The following is an 18,807-nucleotide window of genomic DNA, read 5'->3' as shown; positions in this document are numbered from 1 at the left end:
CCGAACAGAGGGAGCCTCCCGTGTCCGTAGCCACCTTCGACGAAGTCCGCGCCCGCGCACAGGCGCGCCTGGAGAAGAACATGAGGATCAAGTCGATGATCATCGATCGTCTGGGGTTGGACGTGGAGCCGGCCGTCGTCTCGGACAACCAACCGCTCTTCGGGCGGGGCCTGGAGATGGACTCGCTGGACACCCTGGAGATCGTCGTCATGGTCAACAGCGAGTACGCCGTCCTGATCAGTGACGACGACTTCGAGGCGTTCGGCTCCGTCAACGCGTTGGTCGACTTCGTCGAGGCGCGCGAGGCGCGGCCGTGACGGTCGTCGCCTCCGCGCCGGGCGGACCCGCGCGCGAGGCGCCGAAAGCGAGGACGCGCGACTACTCCTGCGACGACATCAAGCGGATGCTGCCGCACCGCTGGCCGATGTTGATGATCGACCGCGCCTACGACGTGGTCCCCGGGGTGTCCGGCCGAGGGGTCAAGAGCGTCTCGGTGAACGAGCCGTACTTCGCGGGGCACTACCCGGACCACGCGGTGATGCCCGGAGTCATGATCGTCGAGGCGATGGCCCAACTGGTGGCGGTCGTCTACGTCGCCGAGATCATCGAGTCGGCGGGGTCGGACACCGACTCGTCCGACGTCTCGCGGAACGTCGGCTACCTGGGTTCGATCAGCCGGATGCGCTTCTCCCGGCTCGTCGTGCCCGGGGACCGGCTGACCCTGGAGGCCACGCTCGGTGAACGGCTCGGCGGACTTCGCCGCGTCACCGTCCGCGCGAGCGTCGACCGGGAAACGGCGGCCTCCGGCTCGCTGGTGGTCACCACGGGACGCGGCTGAGGGCCGTCCGCGAGGGCTCCGCCCATCGCGAAGGGGGGCGTTCCGGCGACCGGACCCCGGTCGCCCGGACCCCTCCGACGCCGGACCGGGGCGCGGGAGAGCCCCGCCCGGAAGGTCCACCCGGACGCATCCGAACGACGACAGGAAGGTGTGGGATGTCCCCGACGATCCGCCCGTACCAGGAGGGCGACGCGACCGGCATCGCCGACCTCTTCAACCGCCACCGCGACAACCCCAACCCCGTGGCGGGCGGCGTGACCGGCGAGCAACTGGCGCGCGAACTCGCCGACCGCGACACGGGCACGTTCCTCGTCGCCGTCGACGAGGGACGCGTGGTGGGCACCTTCGGACTGTTCGGGAACACCGGACGCAGGTCCGCCCGCGCCGGCGAGCTGATCGCCGACATGTTCTTCGTCGCACCGGCCTATCGCAACGGGGTCCTCACCGGCCGACTCTTCACCGAGGCGGTCGAGTGGATGATGCGCTCCGGCTGCCTCGTCCTCCGCCTCACCGTCGATCCGGCCAACGCCGTCGCCTTCCGCCTCTACCGGCGGGTCGGATGTGTCTCCGTCGGCCCGACCACCCCGGGGGAGGACGGCAACGTCGAGTTGCACAACTACATTCCGCTCGTCCTGCGCAGCGTGGTCCCCGACCTCGACGAGGAGGCACGGGCGGCCCTGCGACAGGTCACCAGCTTCGCGACGCTCGTGGAGTCCGGCGAGGGCGACCTGCTCTCCGACGTCCGCCCGGTCGACGGAGTTCGCACCGTCCGTTACGCCCTCCTGCTCGGGGAGTTCCGGATCGAGGCGAGCGTGGACGTCGACCGCGGGGCGGTCCGCGAGGCCGTGTTGGTCCGTCCCGACGGCACCGCCCGGGCCCTGCGCCCGGCGGAACCCCCGTACCGGGTCCGCGCGCCGCGACGGTCCGCTCCGTACCGGTTCGCGGCCGGCGAGTTGGTCTGCGACGTGGACACCGAGGACGCGACGGTCCGGGTGTGGCACGACGGGCACCGCGGCCCCGTGTTCGTCTCCACCTGGCCCGGTCGTCGGGCCGGGTGGCGCGAGGGAGCGCCGCGGGACCTGGACGTCGTCCGGGTGCCGGGCGGGGTCCGCGTGACCGAGGGATCCGGCGACGAGCGCCTGGTCGGCACGGTCGGCCTCGACGACGAGGGGGTCCTGCGGCAGGACTTCTACTTCGCCACCCCGCCGGGGCGGCTCTTCCAGACGGTCGGTCTCCGCCAGGGTGTCTTCGCCCATCCCGACGGACGCCGACACCCCTTGGGCCTCGGCGTCGGAGTCCGCGACGCCTCCGAGGTGCCGGCGGCGTCGCAGGAGGTCGCGCCGGGCGGCGAACTGGTGTGGCGGGGAGCGAGGACGGAGATCCGGCTTCCGGTGAGCGAGCCGGTGCGGCTGGTCCACAGCACCCTGCTGGAGCGGTCCCTGGAACCGGGCGCGGACGGGGTGGCCCGGCTGCGCACGGTCCTTCGCCCGGTCCCGGCGACGCCGGCCCCGGCCACTCGTGTCGCCCCCGCGCCACCCGCCGCCCGCGCCTCCGCCCGGCCCGGGCGCCGCGGGGTCGACGTCGCGGCGTCCGTCGGCGGCGTGACCCGTTGGACGGAGGGCACGACGAGGGTCCTGCGCGGGCCCGGCCCGCGCGCCCGCGCGTTCGCCTGCAACCCCCACTGGTCCGCGAGCATGTGGGTGACCACCGAGCGTCCGCGGTTCGACCGGTCCACCGGGCTCGGCTGGGGAGTGTCCCGGGCCGCCTGGGAGCAGACCCGACCCCTGGGCCTGCGCTGCCCGCGATCGGGCGCGGGTTGGGAGATCGACGCGCCCGAGGACCCCGCCGAACCCCTCCGGGTCGATGTGCGCACCCCCGGGCACCGCGACGGGGAGGAGGACGCGGACGTCGTCCTGTGGATCACCCCCAACACCCCCCGCCGCACCTCCGTCGTGCTCGACTCGGCGGGCGCGCGGTGGGAATTGCCCTCGTCGGACTTCCGGCAGGTGTGGGCCACGACCGCCGCCGTCCGTCTCTCCGACGGCGGCTGGTTGGACTGCCGCCCCTCGCCCGGTCTGCCCGACGGCAGCGAGATCACCATCCGCTCCACCCCTTCCGGCCTCCTCATCGGCTGCGTGTCCCCGGTGGGCCGGGAGAGCACCTGGCACCTGTCCGTCCACGACGAACCCGTCGTCCGACCCGCCCCCACACCCCCGTTCCGAAGGGAAACCCCATGACCACCATCGACGCCACCCCCCGCACCGCCGCGGACGACTACGCCACCGTCCGGAATTCCGTGGGCGCCTACCGGATCGACGCGCCGCTGGTGCGTCTGACCGGAGACGACAGGCTGTCCCTGCTGGACACCCTGCTGACCAAGTCCGCGGACTTCGTGGAGCCCGACACCGTCCGCGAGGCGCTGGCACTGGGCGACGACGGGACGCCGTTCGCGATCCTGCTGCACTGCGAGGTCGGCGAGGACTCCTGGCTGATACCGCGAACCGGCGTCACCGCCGAGGAGATCCGCGCCCACCTGGAAGGCGCCGAGGTGCCGCCTGGCGTCACCGTCGAGGTCGAGCCCGAGGGGCGTGGCGCCGTCGCCTTCGAGGGCCCCGCCGCGTGGGCGGTGGCCGCCGGTTTCGTCGACTTCGACATCTCGGGCCTGCCCCTGCACGCGGTCACGGAGGCCACCGTGCCGGGCGCGCCCGACGCCGTCGCCCACATGGCGCGGGTGGGATCCACCGGAGAGTACGGATACCTGCTGCTCTCGGACGCTCCCGAGGCCGCCCACGAGGCGGTCTCGGCTGCGGTCGCCGAACAGGGCGGCAACGAGGTCGGCCGCGACGGGCTCGACCGGGTGCGCGCCGAGGCGGGCATGGCGCAGTGCGCCGAGGGATTCCCCGGACTGACGGTGGACCGGGCCGACCTCTCGTGGATGGTCGACTGGGGCCGCCTGGGCGACTTCCGCGGCTCGAACGGACTGGAACGACCGACCACCGAGGGGACGCGACTGACCGCGTTGGTCTCGCCGGCCGGTGGCCGGTTCGCGGCCGGCACCGCCGTCCGCGCGGCCGGTGAGACCGTGGGCACCGTCCTGTGGCAGGCCCCTTCCGCCGACCGGGACGAGGAACTCGTGTACGCCCTCCTGGACGCGCCGTTCTGGGTTCCCGGCCTGGACCTGGCCGCCGTCGACGAGCGGGGCGACGAGCGTCCTCTCGCCACCGTGACCCTCCCGCGCGTCGTCGCCCGCTCCCTGACGACGAGGATCTCGTGATGGCCGCCCCCACCATCGCCCTGACCGGCCTGGGCCTGATCACCGGGGCCGGGGAGAACCTGGAGAAGTGCTGGTCCTCCATCGTGGCCGGGGTCCCCGGCATCCGCGCCAACACGCTGTTCGACACCTCCGAACTGCTCACCGACTGGGCGGGCATGATCACCGGGGAGCAGCCGGAGCACCTGGACCGCTGCTACGCCCTGGCGACCACCGCGATCCGCGAGACCCTGCGGACCAGCGGCCTCGACCTGTCCACGGTCGACCGGGAACGCGTCGCCGTCGTCGTCGGCTCCAGCCTGGGCGCGATGCCCACGCTGGAGGGTGTCCACGCCGACTTCGTCCGGGCGGGCGAGGTCGACGCCCCCCGGGCCGCCGCCTCCGTGCTGCCCTGCGTGGGAGACCACATCGCCGCCGAATTCGATCTCCGCGGCCCCCGCGTGGTGCTCTCCAACGCCTGCGCGGCCAGCGCCGTGGCCCTCGGCTACGCCGCCGAACTCCTGTGGCGGGAGGACGTCGACTACGTCCTGTGCGGCGGGGTGGACCCGCTCGCCTCCCTGTCCGCCTACGGGTTCAGCTCACTCGGCGCCCTCGACCCCGAACCCTGCTCCCCGATGTCGGCCTCCACCGGCCTGACCCTCGGGGAGGGAGCCGCCTTCGTGCTGCTCGAACCCGCCGAGGGCGCCGCGCGGCGCGGGGCACGCGTCCTGGCCGAACTGGGCGGCTACGGGCTGACCTGCGACGGCCACCACCAGACCGCGCCCGACCCGAGCGGCAAGGGCGCCTGCGCCGCCATGGACCAGGCGCTCCGGACCGCGGGACTCGGCCCCGAGGACGTCGACTACCTGAACCTGCACGGGACCGGGACCCCGGCCAACGACTCCTCGGAACCCAAGGCGGTCAAGAAGCTGTTCGGCCCCGACATCCCGCCGGTCAGCTCCACCAAGTCGATCGTCGGACACACCCTCGGCGCCGCCGGTGCCGTGGAGGCGGTCGTCAGCACCCTGGCGATCGACCGCGGCGTCCTGCCGCCGACCATCAACACCCGTGGACTGGATGCCCCTTCCGGCCTCGACATCGTGCCGGACGCCGGAAGAGAGGGCACGGCCGACGTCGTGCTGTCCAACTCCTTCGCGTTCGGCGGGAACAACGCCTCGGTGGTCCTGAACCGTCCCGGTCGCGTCGGCGCGGGGACCCCCAGGCGGGAACCGCGCCACGAGGTCGTGGTCACGGGCGTGGCGGGACTGGCCGGCGACGCCGCCGACACCGCGGGCCTGATCGCCACCCTGGGCGACCGACGCCCCTGCTACACCGGACGAGAACACGTCGACGGCGTCGGCGACGTGCCGATCGGGCGGGTCGACGCCTCGGCCGCGGCTCGCGCGATCAACCCGAGCCGTGCCCGTCGGATGGACCCCCTGAGCCTGCTCGCCGCCGCCGCGGTCGCCGACCTGTACGGCAGGCACGGCAAACCCTCCCGGGCCGAGGCGGAGGCGACCGGCATCGTCTTCGCCACCGGCTACGGCCCCTACACCTCGGTGCTCCAGTTCCACGAGGGCGTGCTGCGCCACGGCATCGCCGGAGCCAACCCCGCGCTCTTCGCCAACACCGTGGTCAACGCGGCGGCCGGACACGTGGCGATGCTGCACCGGTACCGCGGCTACACCGCCACCATCGCCAACGGCGGGACGAGTTCCCTCCTCGCCCTGCACCTGGCGGCCCGGGTCGTCGCCCGGGGGGCCGCGGAGCGGATCATGGTGGTGGTCGCCGACGAGTTCCCCCACAAGGTCCTCGCCGCCCAGGCCCATCTTCCCGGATACGCCGGCGGCCCGCGGGTCGTCCCCGGAGGCCGTACCGGCACCGTCCTCACCGAGGGAGCCGCAGCGATCCTGCTGGAGAGCGCGGAGGCCGCCGCCGCGCGCGGCGCGGACACCCTCGCCAGGGTGCGAGGGTTCGGCGCGGCAGGGGAACCGGTCGGCATCGGCAGGATCGGCCGTGACGGCGAGGCATGGGCGCGCGCGCTCCGCGCGGCGATGCGCGAGGCGGGCGCCGCCGCCGAGGACATCGGCACCGTCGTCTCGGCGGCCTCCGGCTTCGGTCTCGTCGACACGGCCGAGGCGCGTGCCCTGCGCCTGGCCGGCCTCGCCGACCGCCCGGTGGCCACCCCCAAGGCACTCCTGGGCGAGACCTACGGCAGCGCCGCCGCGCTGGGCCTGGTGGCCGCCCTGGGAGGCGCCCCCCTGCCCGGACCGATCCTGCTCTCCAGCTTCGCCTACGGCGGCAGCTACGCGGCGGCCGTCCTGGACCCGGCGTCCTGACCGGTGCCCTCGGCCCGGCACCGAGGGCACCGAGCCGGAGCCGAAGCGACCGGCCACGGAGGTACAGCGTGCACCACTCGACAGCACACCCGGCGCGCCCGGCAGGCGTGAGCCCGCGACAAGGCGCCGCCCCACGCGCGGCCCGACCCGGCACCCGCCGCGCGGAGCCGGTGATCGACTGCCTGATCACCCGTCACCCCCACGCGCCACGCGACCGGATGGGACGCCCCACGACCCCCTCCGGCCGTTCACTGATCATCGACGCGTTGGAGGTGCTCGACGACGCGACCGTCAACCCCCGAGACCTCGTACGCGACCGCCATCTGCGTTGGGAAGTGCCCGCGCTCGGCACCCGGCTCTCGGTGTCGCACTGCGGCGCCCTCGCCGTCGTGGCCAGGTCCACCGGCCCGCACGTCGGAGTGGACCTCCAGGACGAACGCGACCGGCCCGGCGCACTGCGGTGGCTGGGCGCCCTGCTCGACCGGCCGGGCCCCGCCGACCTGCGGGACTTCGGCGAGTGCGAGGCACTGATCAAGGCCTCCGCGCTCACCAAGGAGACCTTCGCGGGGGTGCGCCTGCCCAAGCGCACACCCGGATGGCGCCCCATCGACACCCACCCCTACCTGGTGTGCTCCACCACCCTCGCCTCCGGCACGCACCTGGCTCTGGTCTGCGCCCGGCGCGCGCGGATCCGGTGGTGGTGGCGGCCGTCCCCCACCGCGCCGGTCACCCGCACCGAAGACCCGACCACCCTGGACCCACGATGAACGCCACCACCGCCCCCCCGGCCCGACGGCCCTACACCCGCCGCATCTCCCAGATCGAACGCGGCTACCTCACCGCCGGCGCGGCCGGGTGCCCCCAACTCATCCAGATGGTCGTGGAGGGAGAGGGCCGCATCGGTCTCGACACCCTGCGCGCGGCCGTGCGCCTCGCCACACAGGCCAACCCGGGACTGGCCGTCCGCCGACGGGCCGCGGCCTGGCGCGCCGACGGCCCCTACCCCCCGGTGGTGGAACTCCCCGCGTCCACGGACCTCGACGACCCGTTCTTCCATCGGGACCTGAACGTCGTGACCGGCCCGGTCTGCGAGGTCGGAATCGTTTCGGGAACCCCTTCCCGCCTCGTCGTACGTGCCAGCCACATCGTCACCGACGGGCGCGGACTCCGTCAGTGGATCGAGGACGTCTTCCGCGTCCTGCGCGGCCAAGAGCCCCTCGGCGCCCCCTCGGAGACCGACGACGGCCACTTCCGCACCGCCGCCGGGCCGGTGGCCGCCGTCGCCCCGCCACGACGGCTGGCACCACAGCCCGCCCTGCTCGGCACCGGCCCGCCGGGGCGGACCCCCCTCTGGATCCGACGGCGGACGGCGGGGCACCCTCCCGCGGTCACGGCCCGAGTGGCGGCCGTCCTCTCCCGGCACGTCGCGGGCGACGGGGGCAGACTGATCGTCCCCGTCGACCTGCGGCGGCACGACCCCTCGGTGCGCTCCAGCGCCAACCTCACCGCCCAACTGGTGGTGGACTTCCACCGCGACGACGACTGGAGGCGACTCCACGGAGAGCTGCTCCGGGCCCTGGTCCGCAAACGCGAGGTCGCCTCCCTCAGCCGGGACTTCCGAAGGAACAACCCCTTCGCCAACACCATCGGCGAGGCCCGGGCGCCGGACGGCTCCCGCTTCCCCGGGACGGCCATCGTCTCCGATCACGGCACGATCGACATCGACGCGTTGCGCACCGAGGCGTTCCGGACCACCACCTTCTACACCCTGCCCATGCTCGTGCCCTACGTCGAGATGTTCTTGAGCGCCTGCCAGGTGGGCGAAGCGACCGAACTCACCCTGGCGTGCCGAGACCGACCCGGCGCGCGCACGGCGGCGCAAGCCCTCCTGGACGCCGTCGAGGACGAGCTGGGCCGTGCGAACTGACCCCGCCCAGGCCCCCGCGGACCCCGAAGGACGTCCCCGTATGTCGACGACCGAACAGAGCGACGCCGAGCCCAACGGCTCGGCCGCGTCCCCCGCGACCCCCGGTCCCCCCCTCGCGCCCGGCTCCTCCACCCACCCCGAGACCGGCTCCCCCTCGGCGCCCCCCGAGTCCGGTGCCGGTCCGGTGGCGGGTGCGGAAGCAGAGCGACCGGAGCCGTCGCCGACCGGGCCCGCCCCGCCCGACGAGGACGGCGCCCCCTCGGCTACGGGAGAACCCGAGACGTCCCCGCCGCCGCCCGCCCCCAACCGCCTGACCTTCGCCGTGGCGATCACCGGCAACTTCCTGGCCCTGCTCGACACCACGATCGTGAACGTGTCCCTCCACGACACAGCCGCCCACCTGGGCAGCATCAGCCAGGTCCAGTGGGTGGTCACCACCTACCTCATCGCGCTCGCCGCGTTGATGCCGGCGACGGGCTGGCTGGCCACCCGCTTCGGCGTCAAACGCGTCTTCGCGGCGGCCACCGGGCTGTTCATGCTGGGCTCGGTGGCCTGCGCGCTCAGCCAGGGGCTGCCCGAGCTGATCGCCGCCCGCGCCGTGTCGGGAGCCGCCGCCGGCGTGCTCGTCCCCGCGTCGACCATCCTCCTCACCCGGGGCGTTCCCCGTGAGCGACTGGGCCGCGTCCAAAGTCTCAACGGCAGCGTCATGCTGATCAGTCCGCTGCTGGGACCGACCATCGGAGGACTGCTGGTCCAGGCGGGAGGCTGGCGCGCGGTCTACGCGGTCAGCGTCCCGATCTGCCTCGCCCTCCTGATCGTGACCCTGCGGAGAGTCGCCGACGATCCTCGGCGGGCCGGGCGGGCCAAGCCCTTGGACGTCGTCGGGTTGCTCTCCTCCGCCACCTTCACGGTCTCCACGGTCCTCGCCGTCCACGCCTTCGCCGGGATCGCGTGGAGCCTGCGGCCGAACCTGCTCGTCCCCCTGGCGCTCGCCGCGGTCAGCGGCGTGGTCTTCGTCGTCCGCGAACTGCGCGCGCCCTTCCCCCTGCTGGACGTGCGCCTGTTCGCCCACCACGTCTATCGCACGGCCGCCGTCAACATCTTCTGCCTGGGTTTCGTCCTGTACTCGCCGATGATGCTCATCCCGCTGTACTTCCAGGCGGCCAGGGGCGAGACGCCCGTGACGACCGGACTCCTGATGTCCGCGGGCGGCATCGGCGTGGTCACGGCGTCCTGGCTGTGCCGGGTCCTGATGCGGCGGATCGGCGGGGGCGGCACCGTCATCGTGGGCGTCGTGCTCACCATGGTCGCCACCGTGCCGCTCACCGGCCTGACCTCGACCACGCCCTATCTCCTGCTCTGCGTGAGTCTCGCGGTCCGGGGCCTGGGCACCGGATTGACCATCGTCCCCGCGATGACCAGGGCCTTCCAGTCCATCCGCGCGGAGTCCATCCCCGACGCCTCCTCGCAACTCAACCTCATCCAGCGCATCGGGGGGTCCGTGGCACTGGCCGTGGGCACGGTGGTCCTGACCCGGGCAGCGCAACGGTTCGACGGCCTGACCCCCGACGCCTTCGCCTACTCCTTCGGCTGGCTGCTCGCCATCTACGGATTCACCCTCATCCCCGCCCTGGCCCTGCTCGTCGCGGACCGACGCGAGGCCCGCAGGACCGCCGCCGGGTGAGCGGCGGCCGGCGGGTAGGCCACGAGACCGCGCCGGGGCACCCCCTACCCGTCGGCCGTCCCCGGCATCAGGCGGACGATTCCCCCGCCCGCCAGGGAGGTGTCGGGAGACCGGGCTCGACCGCCACGGCGAAGGCGGTCGTCATGTAGCCCATGAGCGCGTAGACCCCGCAGAGGGCGACGACCTCCACGACCCCCGCGACCCCGATGTCCTCGACCAGCGCCGACTGGAGGTCCTCCGGGATCTCCCGGTCCTCCACCACGTGGTCGACCGTCTCGACGACCCGGCGCCGTCGCGGACCCAGCCCCGGCGGCACGCCCGCGTCGGCGAGCGCCTCGATCTGGGCCGGAGTCAGACCCGCCTGGCGGGCGGGGCGCACATGGTGCGCCCACTCGTAGTCCGAACGACGCCGCGCGGACAGGCGCAGGATCGCCGTCTCGCGGAGGTCGTCCGGCAGTACGCCGCCGAACCGCAGCAGCTCCCCGAGCCCGCCGACGGCCCGGGCGACCGGGGGATTGTTGAACATCGCCACGTAGACCTCGGCGAGCCGGGTGCGGCCGTCCGCGTGGCCGCGCACGCCGGCCATCCGTGCCATCTCGGCCCGGACCTCGGCGGAGGCGTGCGGAACGGGGTCGGGGAGCACGGCCATCAGTGGCTGTCCTCCCATTCCGCCACGGCCTCGCGCCACGGGGCGACGGGCGTGGGGAACCGCTTGTCGATCCGGGCCGAGATCAGGAACGGGCCGTCCAGCGTCAGGCCGTGGGCCACCGCTTCGCCCACCTCCCCGGGCGTGGTGACGGCGACCCCCGAGGCGCCCATCGAGCGGGCGAACTCCGGCCACGACAGGCCCGGGATGTCGGTCAGCTCCTCCGGACCGGCACCCATCCGCTCGGCCCGGTACCAGATGTTCCCGTAGGCGTGGTTGTCGAAGACGAGCACCACGAGGGGGACACCGTAGCGGGCCGCCGTGTGCAACTCCATCCCGTGCATCAACATGCAGCCGTCACCCGTGGCGACGACCAGCGGACGCTCGGGACGCGCGATCTTCGCGCCGATCCCCAGGGGGATGGCCCCGCCCATCGGGGCCAGGTTCGTCAGCGACACGTAGTCGCCGCCGCCATGGCTGGGCCAGTACTGCGAGCACCAGGCGCGGTGCGCGCCGGAGTCCACGGCGAGGACGGTGCCCCGGGGGCTGGCGGCGCGGGCCTCCGTCAGGAGGCGGGCCGGGTGCATCGGCTCGGCGTCGCTGCCGGTGTCCGCGGTCCCGTAGGTCCGGGGTCCGCGGGCACGCACCTCACGCAGGAAGGCCCTGCGTTCGCCGCGCCCCGCCTCCAGCCCGACGGCGGTCGGCCCATCGACGCGGGCCAGCCGATCGAGGAAGACCGCCGGGCCGGCGGTCACCGGACGACTCGACGGCCAGGTGCGCCCGATGAGGGCCGGATCGGACTCGACGTGGATGAGCTCGGACGACGGCAGCATCTTCGGGTCCCAGTTCAGGGTGTCCCGCTGGGTCAGCCCCGAACCGACGACGATCAGGACCGCGACCGCGGGATCGAGGATCGCCTCCGTCGCCCAGCGAGAGCCGCCGTAGCCGAAGACCCCCAGCGCGAGCGGATGGTCTTCCGGAACCAGTCCCTTCCCGCCGAGGGTGGTCGCGATCGGGATCTCGAAGCGCTCCGCCGCGGCGATCAACGCCGCCTCCGCGCCCGAGTGGCCCACCCCCGGACCCGCGAGGAAGACCACGTTCGCGACGGGGGTACCGGTGGTGTCCGACGAGAACACCGAGAGAGCGGCGTCCGCGGCCGCCCGGTCGATCACCCGCGGCCGGTACGCGGCCTCGGGAAGCGGCGTCCACGCCCCCGACTGGCGGCTCCGCTGCACGTCCAGCGGAAGCGACAGGTGCACCGGGGCCCGTTCGCGCAAGGCGGTGAGCACCGCGGCCCGAAGGTGGGGGCGGAGGTTCTCCGGGGCGTTCACACCCAGGCTGCGCGCCGTCACCGGGCGCAGCACGGAGATGTCGTCCAAGGCGGCCCCGCTGGCGTCCTGGAAGGTGCCACGCCCCTCGGTCCCGGTCGCGACCTCGCCGCTGACGACGAGGAGCGGGGATCGGTCGGCCTTGGCCGCCGCGAGTGCCGTGACCATGTTGGTGACCCCCGGCCCACCGATGCCGAAGGCGACTCCGAGCCGCCCGGACGCCCGGGCGTAGCCGTCGGCCATGTACGCCGCTCCACCCTCGTGGGCGGCGACGAGGGTGCGGACACCCCGGGTCCCGGTCATCGGTGGCATGAACGGATCGTTCAAGCCCCCGGGGACCATGAAGAGACGATCGACTCCCTCGGCCGCGAGGGCGTCCACGACGCAGGTGGCTCCGTCCATGGCGGGAATCTAGCCCCCGGCGCCGACCCGGTCGCGCATCCCGCACCCGGGGTGTGTCTCGTCGGCCCGGCGGGCCGCCGCCCGCCCGGGGCCGGGGGCGTCCGCCGTCGCGGTCGCCGGGCTCCGGGGAGGGGCGACCCGGCGGCGAAGGCGTTCTGGCGGCGTCGTCTCGCCGCGTGCTATCAAGGGCCATGGCCGAGGACCCGGGCACCCGTGGCTATGACGTCGTGATCGTCGGTGGCGGTCACAACGGCCTGGTGGCAGCCGCCTACCTGGCCCGCGCGGGGCGGGCCGTGCTGGTGCTGGAGCGCTCGGGGCGGACCGGCGGCGCCGCCGTCTCGACCCGCCCCTTCGCCGGTGTGGACGCGCGCCTGTCGCGATACGCCTACCTGGTGAGTCTGTTGCCGGACAAGATCGTACGGGACCTCTCCCTCGACTTCCGGGTGAGGCCGCGAGCCGTCTCCTCCTACACCCCGGTCGTGCGGCGGGGCCGTCCCACCGGCCTGCTGGTCGGCGGAGGCGAGGCGCGGACCCGCGAGTCCTTCGCCCTCCTGACCGGCTCCGACCGCGAGTACGCGGCCTGGCGAGGGTTCCACGCCCGCACCGGGAGGCTCGCGGAGCGGGTCTTCCCGACCCTGACCGAGCCGCTTCGCTCCCGGGCGGAGCTTCGGCGGCGCGTCGACGACGAGACGGCGTGGCGGGCCTTCTTCGAGGAGCCGCTCGGAGCCGCGATCGAGGAGCACTTCGACGACGACCTCGTCCGGGGCGTCGTCCTCACCGACGCGTTGATCGGCACCTTCGCCGACGCCCACGACCCGTCGCTCCGGCAGAACCGGTGCTTCCTCTACCACGTCATCGGCGGCGGCACCGGCGCCTGGCAGGTGCCGGTCGGGGGCATGGGCGCGCTCACCGACGCGTTGGCCGAGGCGGCCCGCTCCGCGGGGGCCGTGATCGCCACCGGCCACGAGGTGGTGCGGGTGGACACCGACGGCCGGACCGCGGAGGTGGCCTACCGCACGGCGGACGCCGACGGGGTCGTGGCGGCGGAACACGTCCTGGTGAACGCTTCGCCCCGGGAGCTGGCCGCGCTGACCGGCCGCCCCGCGCCCGAACCCGCCGAGGGCGCGCAGCTGAAGGTGAACATGCTCCTCACCCGGCTCCCTCGGCCGCGCGACCACTCCGTCGCCCCACACGAGGCCTTCGCCGGAACCCTCCATGTCGCCGAGGGATACGCGCAACTGGCCGAGGCCCACGCCCGGGCGTCGGCGGGCGAGCCGCCGACGCGACCGCCCTCGGAGCTCTACTGTCACTCGCTCACCGATCCGAGCGTGATCGGTCCCGACCCCGCCCTGCGGGGCCACCACACCCTGACTCTGTTCGGCCTCCACACGCCCGCCCGACTGTTCGTCTCTGACAACGACGCCGTGCGCGAAGACCTGTTGCGGGCGACCCTCGCCCAACTCGACGCCCACTTGGCCGAACCGCTGGCGGACTGTCTGGCCACGGACGCGCTGGGCCGTCCCTGCGTCGAGGCCCGTACCCCCCTTGATCTGGAGCGCGATCTGGGGTTGCCCGGTGGTCACATCTTCCACCGAGACCTGTCCTGGCCCTACGCGGAGCCCGGCATGGGACGCTGGGGTGTGGAGACCGACGACCCCAACGTGCTGTTGTGCGGCGCGGGAGCGGTCCGCGGCGGCGGGGTCAGCGGGGTGCCGGGACACAACGCGGCGATGGCCGTCCTCGAACGCACCGGGAGTTGACGCGGCGAGAGCCGCATCGCCCGGGTTCCGCGCGGGCGGAAGCCTGGCTTCAGTCGATCGAGCGGACCCAACCGGCCGCCGTGACGCGGGCGGCGTCCGCCGGCCGGGTCTCGTCGAAGAGCGTGCGCCCGGAGGTGTCCACCCGGACGGCGTCCACGTAGACACCGCGCCCGTGGAGCCGCCGGTCGGTGACGTACCTCCACCTCAGGGCCAGACCGGAGGCCGAGGGGAGCCGAGCGGCGAGCCGGTGCCACACCCGGCCGGCGTACCCGCCGGCCGTACCGTCGGGGTGTTCCCGGGGCGCCGACCCCGGGCGCTCGGTCGTGAACGGCACCGCCCGCCACGACGTTCCGCCGTCGGAGCTCGACTCCACCAGGACGAAGTCGAAGTCCGGTTCGGTGTCCCACCACAGGGCGCACCGCAGGGTGGCCCCGCCCCCGGAGGTGTCCAGCGGGGGCAGGGCCAGCGTCGCCGGGCCGGCCATCCCGGAGAACCAGGCGGCCCCTCCCCCCGGCGGGCGCACGGCGACGGCGCGGGCCAGCCGGTCGGCGGCGGCCACTCGCGGCGCGGACCCGGAACGCCAGGAGCGGACCGGGTGGACCGAGTTGCCCAGCACTACCAGGAAGGTGTCGGTGGTCGGGTCCAGGACCAGCGAGGTGCCGGTGAACCCGGTGTGCCCGGCGGTGCGAGGGGTGGCCATCGCCCCCATGTACCAGTGCTGGTAGAGCTCGAAGCCGAGGCCGTGGCCGTGCCCGGGGAACTCCGTGGTGAAGTCGGTGAACAGCTGTGCCACCGAGGCGGGAGCGAGGATGCGGGCGCGGCCGTAGGATCCGCCGTTGAGCAGTGTCCGACAGAGCACGGCCAGGTCCCGGGCGCAGGAGAAGATCCCGGCGTGGCCCGCCACTCCGCCCAGGGAGAAGGCGTTCTCGTCGTGGACCTCGCCCCAGACCAGTCCGCGTTCCAGTCCGGACCAGGGGCCGCGGGCGTCCTCCGTCGCGGCGATCCTCGGCCGCCAGGAGGCCGGCGGATTGTAGCGCGTCGTCCCCATGCCGAGGGGGCCGGTGATCCCCTCGCGCAGCAGAACGTCCAGTCCTCGCCCGGTCGTGCGCTCCAGCACCAGTTGGAGCGCGACGAGATTGAGGTCGGAGTACCGGTAGACGGCGCCCGGGGGGTCGGTCGGCTCCTCGTCGAGGACCATCCCGATCCGCTTCTCGCGAGTGGGGGCCGAGTACAGCGGGATCCAGGGGCGCAGCCCGGAGGTGTGGGTCAGCAGATGGAGGACGGTGACGTCCGACTTGCCCCCCCGGGCGAACTCCGGGAGGTACGCGGCTACCGGCGACGTGAGCCGGAGCCGACCCCGTTCGATCTGCTGCACCGCCAGGAGCGAGGTGAAGAGCTTGGTGAGCGACGCCAGGTCGAACACGGTGTCCCGGGCGGTCGGGATCCGCTCTCCGGGCGGGAACTCGATCCCGCTGTCGGTCTTCTCGTCGTACGCCCGATAGCGCACCGCCATCCCGATCGGCCGGTGCAACGCCACGGTGCCGCCGCGGCCGGCGAGCAGGACGGCCCCGGCGTACCAGGGATGTTCGGGGGAGGGGCCCAGGAACGAGACCGCCGCGGCGACCAGTTCCCGCAACCGCGTGTCGAGCAGACCGGCGCGGCGGGCCGAGCCGTAGCGGAGTGTCGTCCGGCGTGGCGGACCGGGATCGGCCGCGGCCGGGAGAGCCGTGAGGGGGGCGAGGCAGAGGGCACCGCCCAGCGCCAGCGCCCCCAGGTTCCGGCGACTGGGCCCACGCGCCGCGTCGTCCGCCATCGAGGTGCCTCCAGGTCGGGGGTGTGAGTATCGCCCGGAACGCCCCCTCACGGTGGGACCGCCCCCGGGGAGTCGCGTGTCGGAGGCTCGGTCCACCGGACGCACCCTAGATCATCTGATGAGGTGTCAGCATCGGTCTTCCGTCGTCCGGTGGGCTGCGGCATCCTGCCGCCATGCAGACGGAACTGAGCGACACACTCGGAATCCGGCACGCCGTCCTCGGGTTCACGCCCTTCCCGGCCGTCGCCGCCGCCATCAGCCGCGCGGGTGGCCTCGGAGTGCTCGGTGCGGTCCGCTACACCCGTCAGGACGAGCTCCGACGCGCCCTGGACTGGATCGACGCGCACACCGGGGGTGCCCCCTACGGACTGGACGTCGTGATGCCGGCCGCCCGCGTCGAGGGGGTGACCGAGGCGGAGGTGGAAGCCATGATCCCGGAGCGGCATCGGCGCTTCGTCGAGGACCTGTTGGCCCGCCACGACGTGCCCGAGGCACCCCCGGGTCAGGCCCCCGGGTGGCGGATCACCGGCTGGATGGAGCACGTGGCCCGGGGCCACGTGGACGTCGCCTTCGACTACCCCGTCCGCCTCCTCGCCAACGCCCTGGGAGCCCCGCCCCCGGACGTCGTCTCCCGCGCCCACGAGCGCGGCGTGCGCGTCGCGGCACTCGCCGGGAGCGCCCGGCACGCCCGCAAGCACCGCGACGCGGGCATCGACATCGTGGTCGCCCAAGGCTACGAGGCGGGCGGACACACCGGCGAGATCGCCTCCATGGTGCTCACCCCGGAGGTGGTCGAGGCGGTCGCCCCGCTGCCCGTCCTCACCGCCGGCGGAGTCGGCGGGGGCGAACAGATCGCCGCCGCCCTGGCGCTGGGCGCCCAAGGGGTGTGGCTCGGTTCGCTGTGGCTCACGACAACGGAGGCCACCCTCGGTTCGCCCGCACTCACTCGCAAGCTCCTCGCGGCGGGCTCCGGGGACACCGTCCGCTCCCGCGCGCTCACCGGCAAACCGGCTCGCCAGCTACGGACCGCGTGGACCGAGGCGTGGGACGACCCGGGTGGGCCCGGCACGCTGCCGATGCCCCTGCAGGGGCTGCTCGTCGCCGACGCCGTCTCACGCGTCCAGCGATACGAGGTCGACGCCCTGCTTGGCACGCCCGTCGGGCAGATCGTCGGTCGCATGACCGAGGAGCGGAGCGTCCGGGCCGTCTTCGACGACCTCACCCGGGGCTTCGAGCGGGCGGTGGCACGCGTCGACCGCGCGGCGGGAAGGGGTGAGCCCTCGTGACGGTGGGATTCTGGGCTCAGGCGACCGAGGACCCGGGGCGTGTCGTACTCGTCGCGCCCGACGGCACCGAGGTGACGGCCGGTCGCCTGCACGCGGAGGCCAACCGTCTGGTGGGCGGCCTGCGGGCCGCCGGAGTGCGTCGCGGCGACGCCTTCGCAGTGATCCTGCCCAACGGGGTCGAGTTCCTCACCGCGCACCTGGCCGCCACCCAGGCCGGGCTGTATCTCGTCCCGATCAACCACCACCTCGTGGGCGCGGAGGTCGCCTGGATCCTGGCCGACTCCGGAGCCGGGCTCCTCGTCGCCCACGCGCGGTACGCCGACACCGCGCGGGAGGCGGCCGACGCCGCGGGGCTTCCCCCGGCGCGCCGCCACCTCGTCGGCGGCGAGGCCGAGGGGTTTCGCCCCTACGGCGACCTGGGGGCCGGGCGGTCCGACGCCCCGCCGCCGGACCGCACCCTGGGTTGGGTGATGAACTACACCTCCGGGACCACCGGCCGTCCCCGAGGCGTCCGCCGCCCGCTGCCGGGCGCGGTGCCCGAGGACACCCACCTGGGGGGATTCCTCGGCATCTTCGGCATCCGCCCCCACGAGGACAACGTCCACCTCGTCTGCTCGCCGCTCTACCACACGGCGGTGCTGCAGTTCGCCGCGGCCTCGCTGCACCTGGGGCACCGTGTGGTGGTGATGGACAAGTGGACCCCGCGGGAGACGCTCCGTCTCGTGGAGCGGTACCGCTGCACCCACACCCACATGGTCCCCACCCAGTTCCACCGCCTCCTGGCTCTGCCCGACGAGGTCAAGGAACGTCACGACCTGTCCTCCATGCGGCACGCCGTCCACGGCGCCGCCCCCTGCCCGGAACACGTGAAACGGGCTATGATCGACTGGTGGGGTCCGTGTGTGGAGGAGTACTACGCCGCCAGCGAGGGCGGCGGGACCTTCGCCACGGCGCGCGACTGGCTGAGGAAGCCCGGCACCGTGGGGCGGGCCTGGCCGATCAGCGAGATCGCCGTCCTCGACGACGAGGGCGAGCCGCTCCCCCCGGGACGCGTGGGCACCGTTTACATGAGGATGACCACCGGCGGTTTCGCCTACCACAAGGACGCGGAGAAGACCCGCGACGGCCGGGTCGGCGACTACTTCACGGTCGGCGACCTCGGGTACCTCGACGAGGAGGGGTACCTCTTCCTGCGTGACCGCAAGATCGATCTGATCATCTCGGGCGGGGTCAACGTCTACCCGGCCGAGATCGAGGCCGTGTTGCTCGCGCATCCGGCCGTCGCCGACGCCGCCGTCGTCGGCGCCCCCGACGAGGATCGGGGAGAGGAGGTCCGAGCCTTCGTGGAACCCGAGGAGGGACACGCGGCCGACCCGGCACTGGCCGAGGACATCCTCCGGCACTGCGCCGCCCGCCTCGCCGGCTACAAGAGGCCCCGAGCGGTCGAGTTCGTGGCGCGGCTGCCCCGCGACCCCAACGGCAAGCTGTACAAGCGCCGGTTGCGCGAGCGCTTCCGCCCGGGGTGACCGCCGGC

General features: G+C 73.9%; 14 protein-coding genes. 11 read left to right on the top strand and 3 right to left on the bottom strand.

What is annotated here, in order from left to right; translation table 11 throughout:
- Positions 1–20: 20 nt before the first annotated feature.
- From JEK78_RS01320 to JEK78_RS01285, 8 genes are all read left to right on the top strand, one after another.
- Positions 21–317 (top strand): acyl carrier protein, encoded by a 297-nt coding sequence (locus JEK78_RS01320; RefSeq protein ID WP_200262251.1) that lies wholly within the window; start codon positions 21–23, stop codon positions 315–317.
- Positions 314–838, top strand: a complete 525-nt coding sequence (gene fabZ / locus JEK78_RS01315) for a 3-hydroxyacyl-ACP dehydratase FabZ (RefSeq protein ID WP_242483224.1) — start codon at positions 314–316, stop codon at positions 836–838. The genes JEK78_RS01320 and fabZ overlap by 4 nt, the downstream gene beginning before the upstream one ends.
- Before the next feature lie 155 nt (positions 839–993).
- The gene (locus tag JEK78_RS01310) at positions 994–3,075 is read left to right on the top strand and encodes a GNAT family N-acetyltransferase (protein WP_200262250.1); all 2,082 of its coding nucleotides are present in this window, start codon (positions 994–996) and stop codon (positions 3,073–3,075) included.
- Positions 3,072–4,112 (top strand): aminomethyltransferase family protein, encoded by a 1,041-nt coding sequence (locus JEK78_RS01305; protein ID WP_200262249.1) that lies wholly within the window; start codon positions 3,072–3,074, stop codon positions 4,110–4,112. Before JEK78_RS01310 ends, JEK78_RS01305 begins: the two co-directional genes overlap by 4 nt.
- Positions 4,112–6,427 carry a beta-ketoacyl-[acyl-carrier-protein] synthase family protein gene (locus JEK78_RS01300; protein ID WP_200262248.1) on the top strand — a complete coding sequence of 772 codons (2,316 nt, stop codon included), beginning with the start codon at positions 4,112–4,114 and terminating at the stop codon, positions 6,425–6,427. The genes JEK78_RS01305 and JEK78_RS01300 overlap by 1 nt, the downstream gene beginning before the upstream one ends.
- Before the next feature lie 170 nt (positions 6,428–6,597).
- Positions 6,598–7,194, top strand: a complete 597-nt coding sequence (locus JEK78_RS01295) for a hypothetical protein (protein WP_207187883.1) — start codon at positions 6,598–6,600, stop codon at positions 7,192–7,194.
- On the top strand, positions 7,191–8,354 hold the full coding sequence (locus JEK78_RS01290; protein WP_200262246.1) for a hypothetical protein: 1,164 nt from the start codon (positions 7,191–7,193) through the stop codon (positions 8,352–8,354). Before JEK78_RS01295 ends, JEK78_RS01290 begins: the two co-directional genes overlap by 4 nt.
- A gap of 40 nt (positions 8,355–8,394) precedes the next feature.
- Complete coding sequence (locus tag JEK78_RS01285) at positions 8,395–10,038, top strand: DHA2 family efflux MFS transporter permease subunit (RefSeq protein ID WP_242483223.1); 1,644 nt, start codon at positions 8,395–8,397, stop codon at positions 10,036–10,038.
- A gap of 67 nt (positions 10,039–10,105) precedes the next feature.
- Here JEK78_RS01285 and JEK78_RS01280 read toward each other — a convergent pair whose 3' ends face one another.
- Positions 10,106–10,687, bottom strand: coding sequence for a carboxymuconolactone decarboxylase family protein (locus JEK78_RS01280; RefSeq protein ID WP_200262245.1), 582 nt, complete (start codon positions 10,685–10,687; stop codon positions 10,106–10,108).
- A complete protein-coding gene (locus JEK78_RS01275; protein WP_200262244.1) occupies positions 10,687–12,414 on the bottom strand; it encodes a thiamine pyrophosphate-binding protein in 1,728 nt (575 codons plus the stop codon). Before JEK78_RS01275 ends, JEK78_RS01280 begins: the two co-directional genes overlap by 1 nt.
- A gap of 191 nt (positions 12,415–12,605) precedes the next feature.
- Here JEK78_RS01275 and JEK78_RS01270 point away from each other — a divergent pair, with 191 nt between their 5' ends.
- Positions 12,606–14,174: an NAD(P)/FAD-dependent oxidoreductase gene (locus tag JEK78_RS01270; protein WP_200262243.1), complete on the top strand. Its 1,569-nt coding sequence runs from the start codon at positions 12,606–12,608 to the stop codon at positions 14,172–14,174.
- Positions 14,175–14,223: 49 nt separating this feature from the next.
- Here JEK78_RS01270 and JEK78_RS01265 read toward each other — a convergent pair whose 3' ends face one another.
- Positions 14,224–15,987 carry a serine hydrolase domain-containing protein gene (locus JEK78_RS01265; RefSeq protein ID WP_200262242.1) on the bottom strand — a complete coding sequence of 588 codons (1,764 nt, stop codon included), beginning with the start codon at positions 15,985–15,987 and terminating at the stop codon, positions 14,224–14,226.
- Positions 15,988–16,160: 173 nt separating this feature from the next.
- Here JEK78_RS01265 and JEK78_RS01260 point away from each other — a divergent pair, with 173 nt between their 5' ends.
- The gene (locus JEK78_RS01260) at positions 16,161–17,273 is read left to right on the top strand and encodes a nitronate monooxygenase (RefSeq protein WP_200262241.1); all 1,113 of its coding nucleotides are present in this window, start codon (positions 16,161–16,163) and stop codon (positions 17,271–17,273) included.
- Positions 17,270–18,799: an acyl-CoA synthetase gene (locus JEK78_RS01255; protein ID WP_200262240.1), complete on the top strand. Its 1,530-nt coding sequence runs from the start codon at positions 17,270–17,272 to the stop codon at positions 18,797–18,799. Before JEK78_RS01260 ends, JEK78_RS01255 begins: the two co-directional genes overlap by 4 nt.
- The last annotated feature ends 8 nt before the right edge of the window (positions 18,800–18,807 follow it).

It is taken from the genome of Streptomyces sp. HSG2, assembly GCF_016598575.1.
Taxonomy (GTDB): Bacteria; Actinomycetota; Actinomycetes; order Streptomycetales; family Streptomycetaceae; genus Streptomyces.
This window is presented reverse-complemented; position numbering and strand designations above follow the sequence as displayed.

Coding starts and splice junctions, on each gene's coding strand:
- JEK78_RS01310 (WP_200262250.1), top strand. CDS start 994: ATGTCCCCGACGATCCGCCCGTACCAGGAGGGCGACGCGACCGGCATC.
- JEK78_RS01305 (WP_200262249.1), top strand. CDS start 3,072: ATGACCACCATCGACGCCACCCCCCGCACCGCCGCGGACGACTACGCC.
- JEK78_RS01300 (WP_200262248.1), top strand. CDS start 4,112: ATGGCCGCCCCCACCATCGCCCTGACCGGCCTGGGCCTGATCACCGGG.
- JEK78_RS01290 (WP_200262246.1), top strand. CDS start 7,191: ATGAACGCCACCACCGCCCCCCCGGCCCGACGGCCCTACACCCGCCGC.
- JEK78_RS01285 (WP_242483223.1), top strand. CDS start 8,395: ATGTCGACGACCGAACAGAGCGACGCCGAGCCCAACGGCTCGGCCGCG.
- JEK78_RS01280 (WP_200262245.1), bottom strand. CDS start 10,687: ATGGCCGTGCTCCCCGACCCCGTTCCGCACGCCTCCGCCGAGGTCCGG.
- JEK78_RS01275 (WP_200262244.1), bottom strand. CDS start 12,414: ATGGACGGAGCCACCTGCGTCGTGGACGCCCTCGCGGCCGAGGGAGTC.
- JEK78_RS01270 (WP_200262243.1), top strand. CDS start 12,606: ATGGCCGAGGACCCGGGCACCCGTGGCTATGACGTCGTGATCGTCGGT.
- JEK78_RS01265 (WP_200262242.1), bottom strand. CDS start 15,987: ATGGCGGACGACGCGGCGCGTGGGCCCAGTCGCCGGAACCTGGGGGCG.
- JEK78_RS01260 (WP_200262241.1), top strand. CDS start 16,161: ATGCAGACGGAACTGAGCGACACACTCGGAATCCGGCACGCCGTCCTC.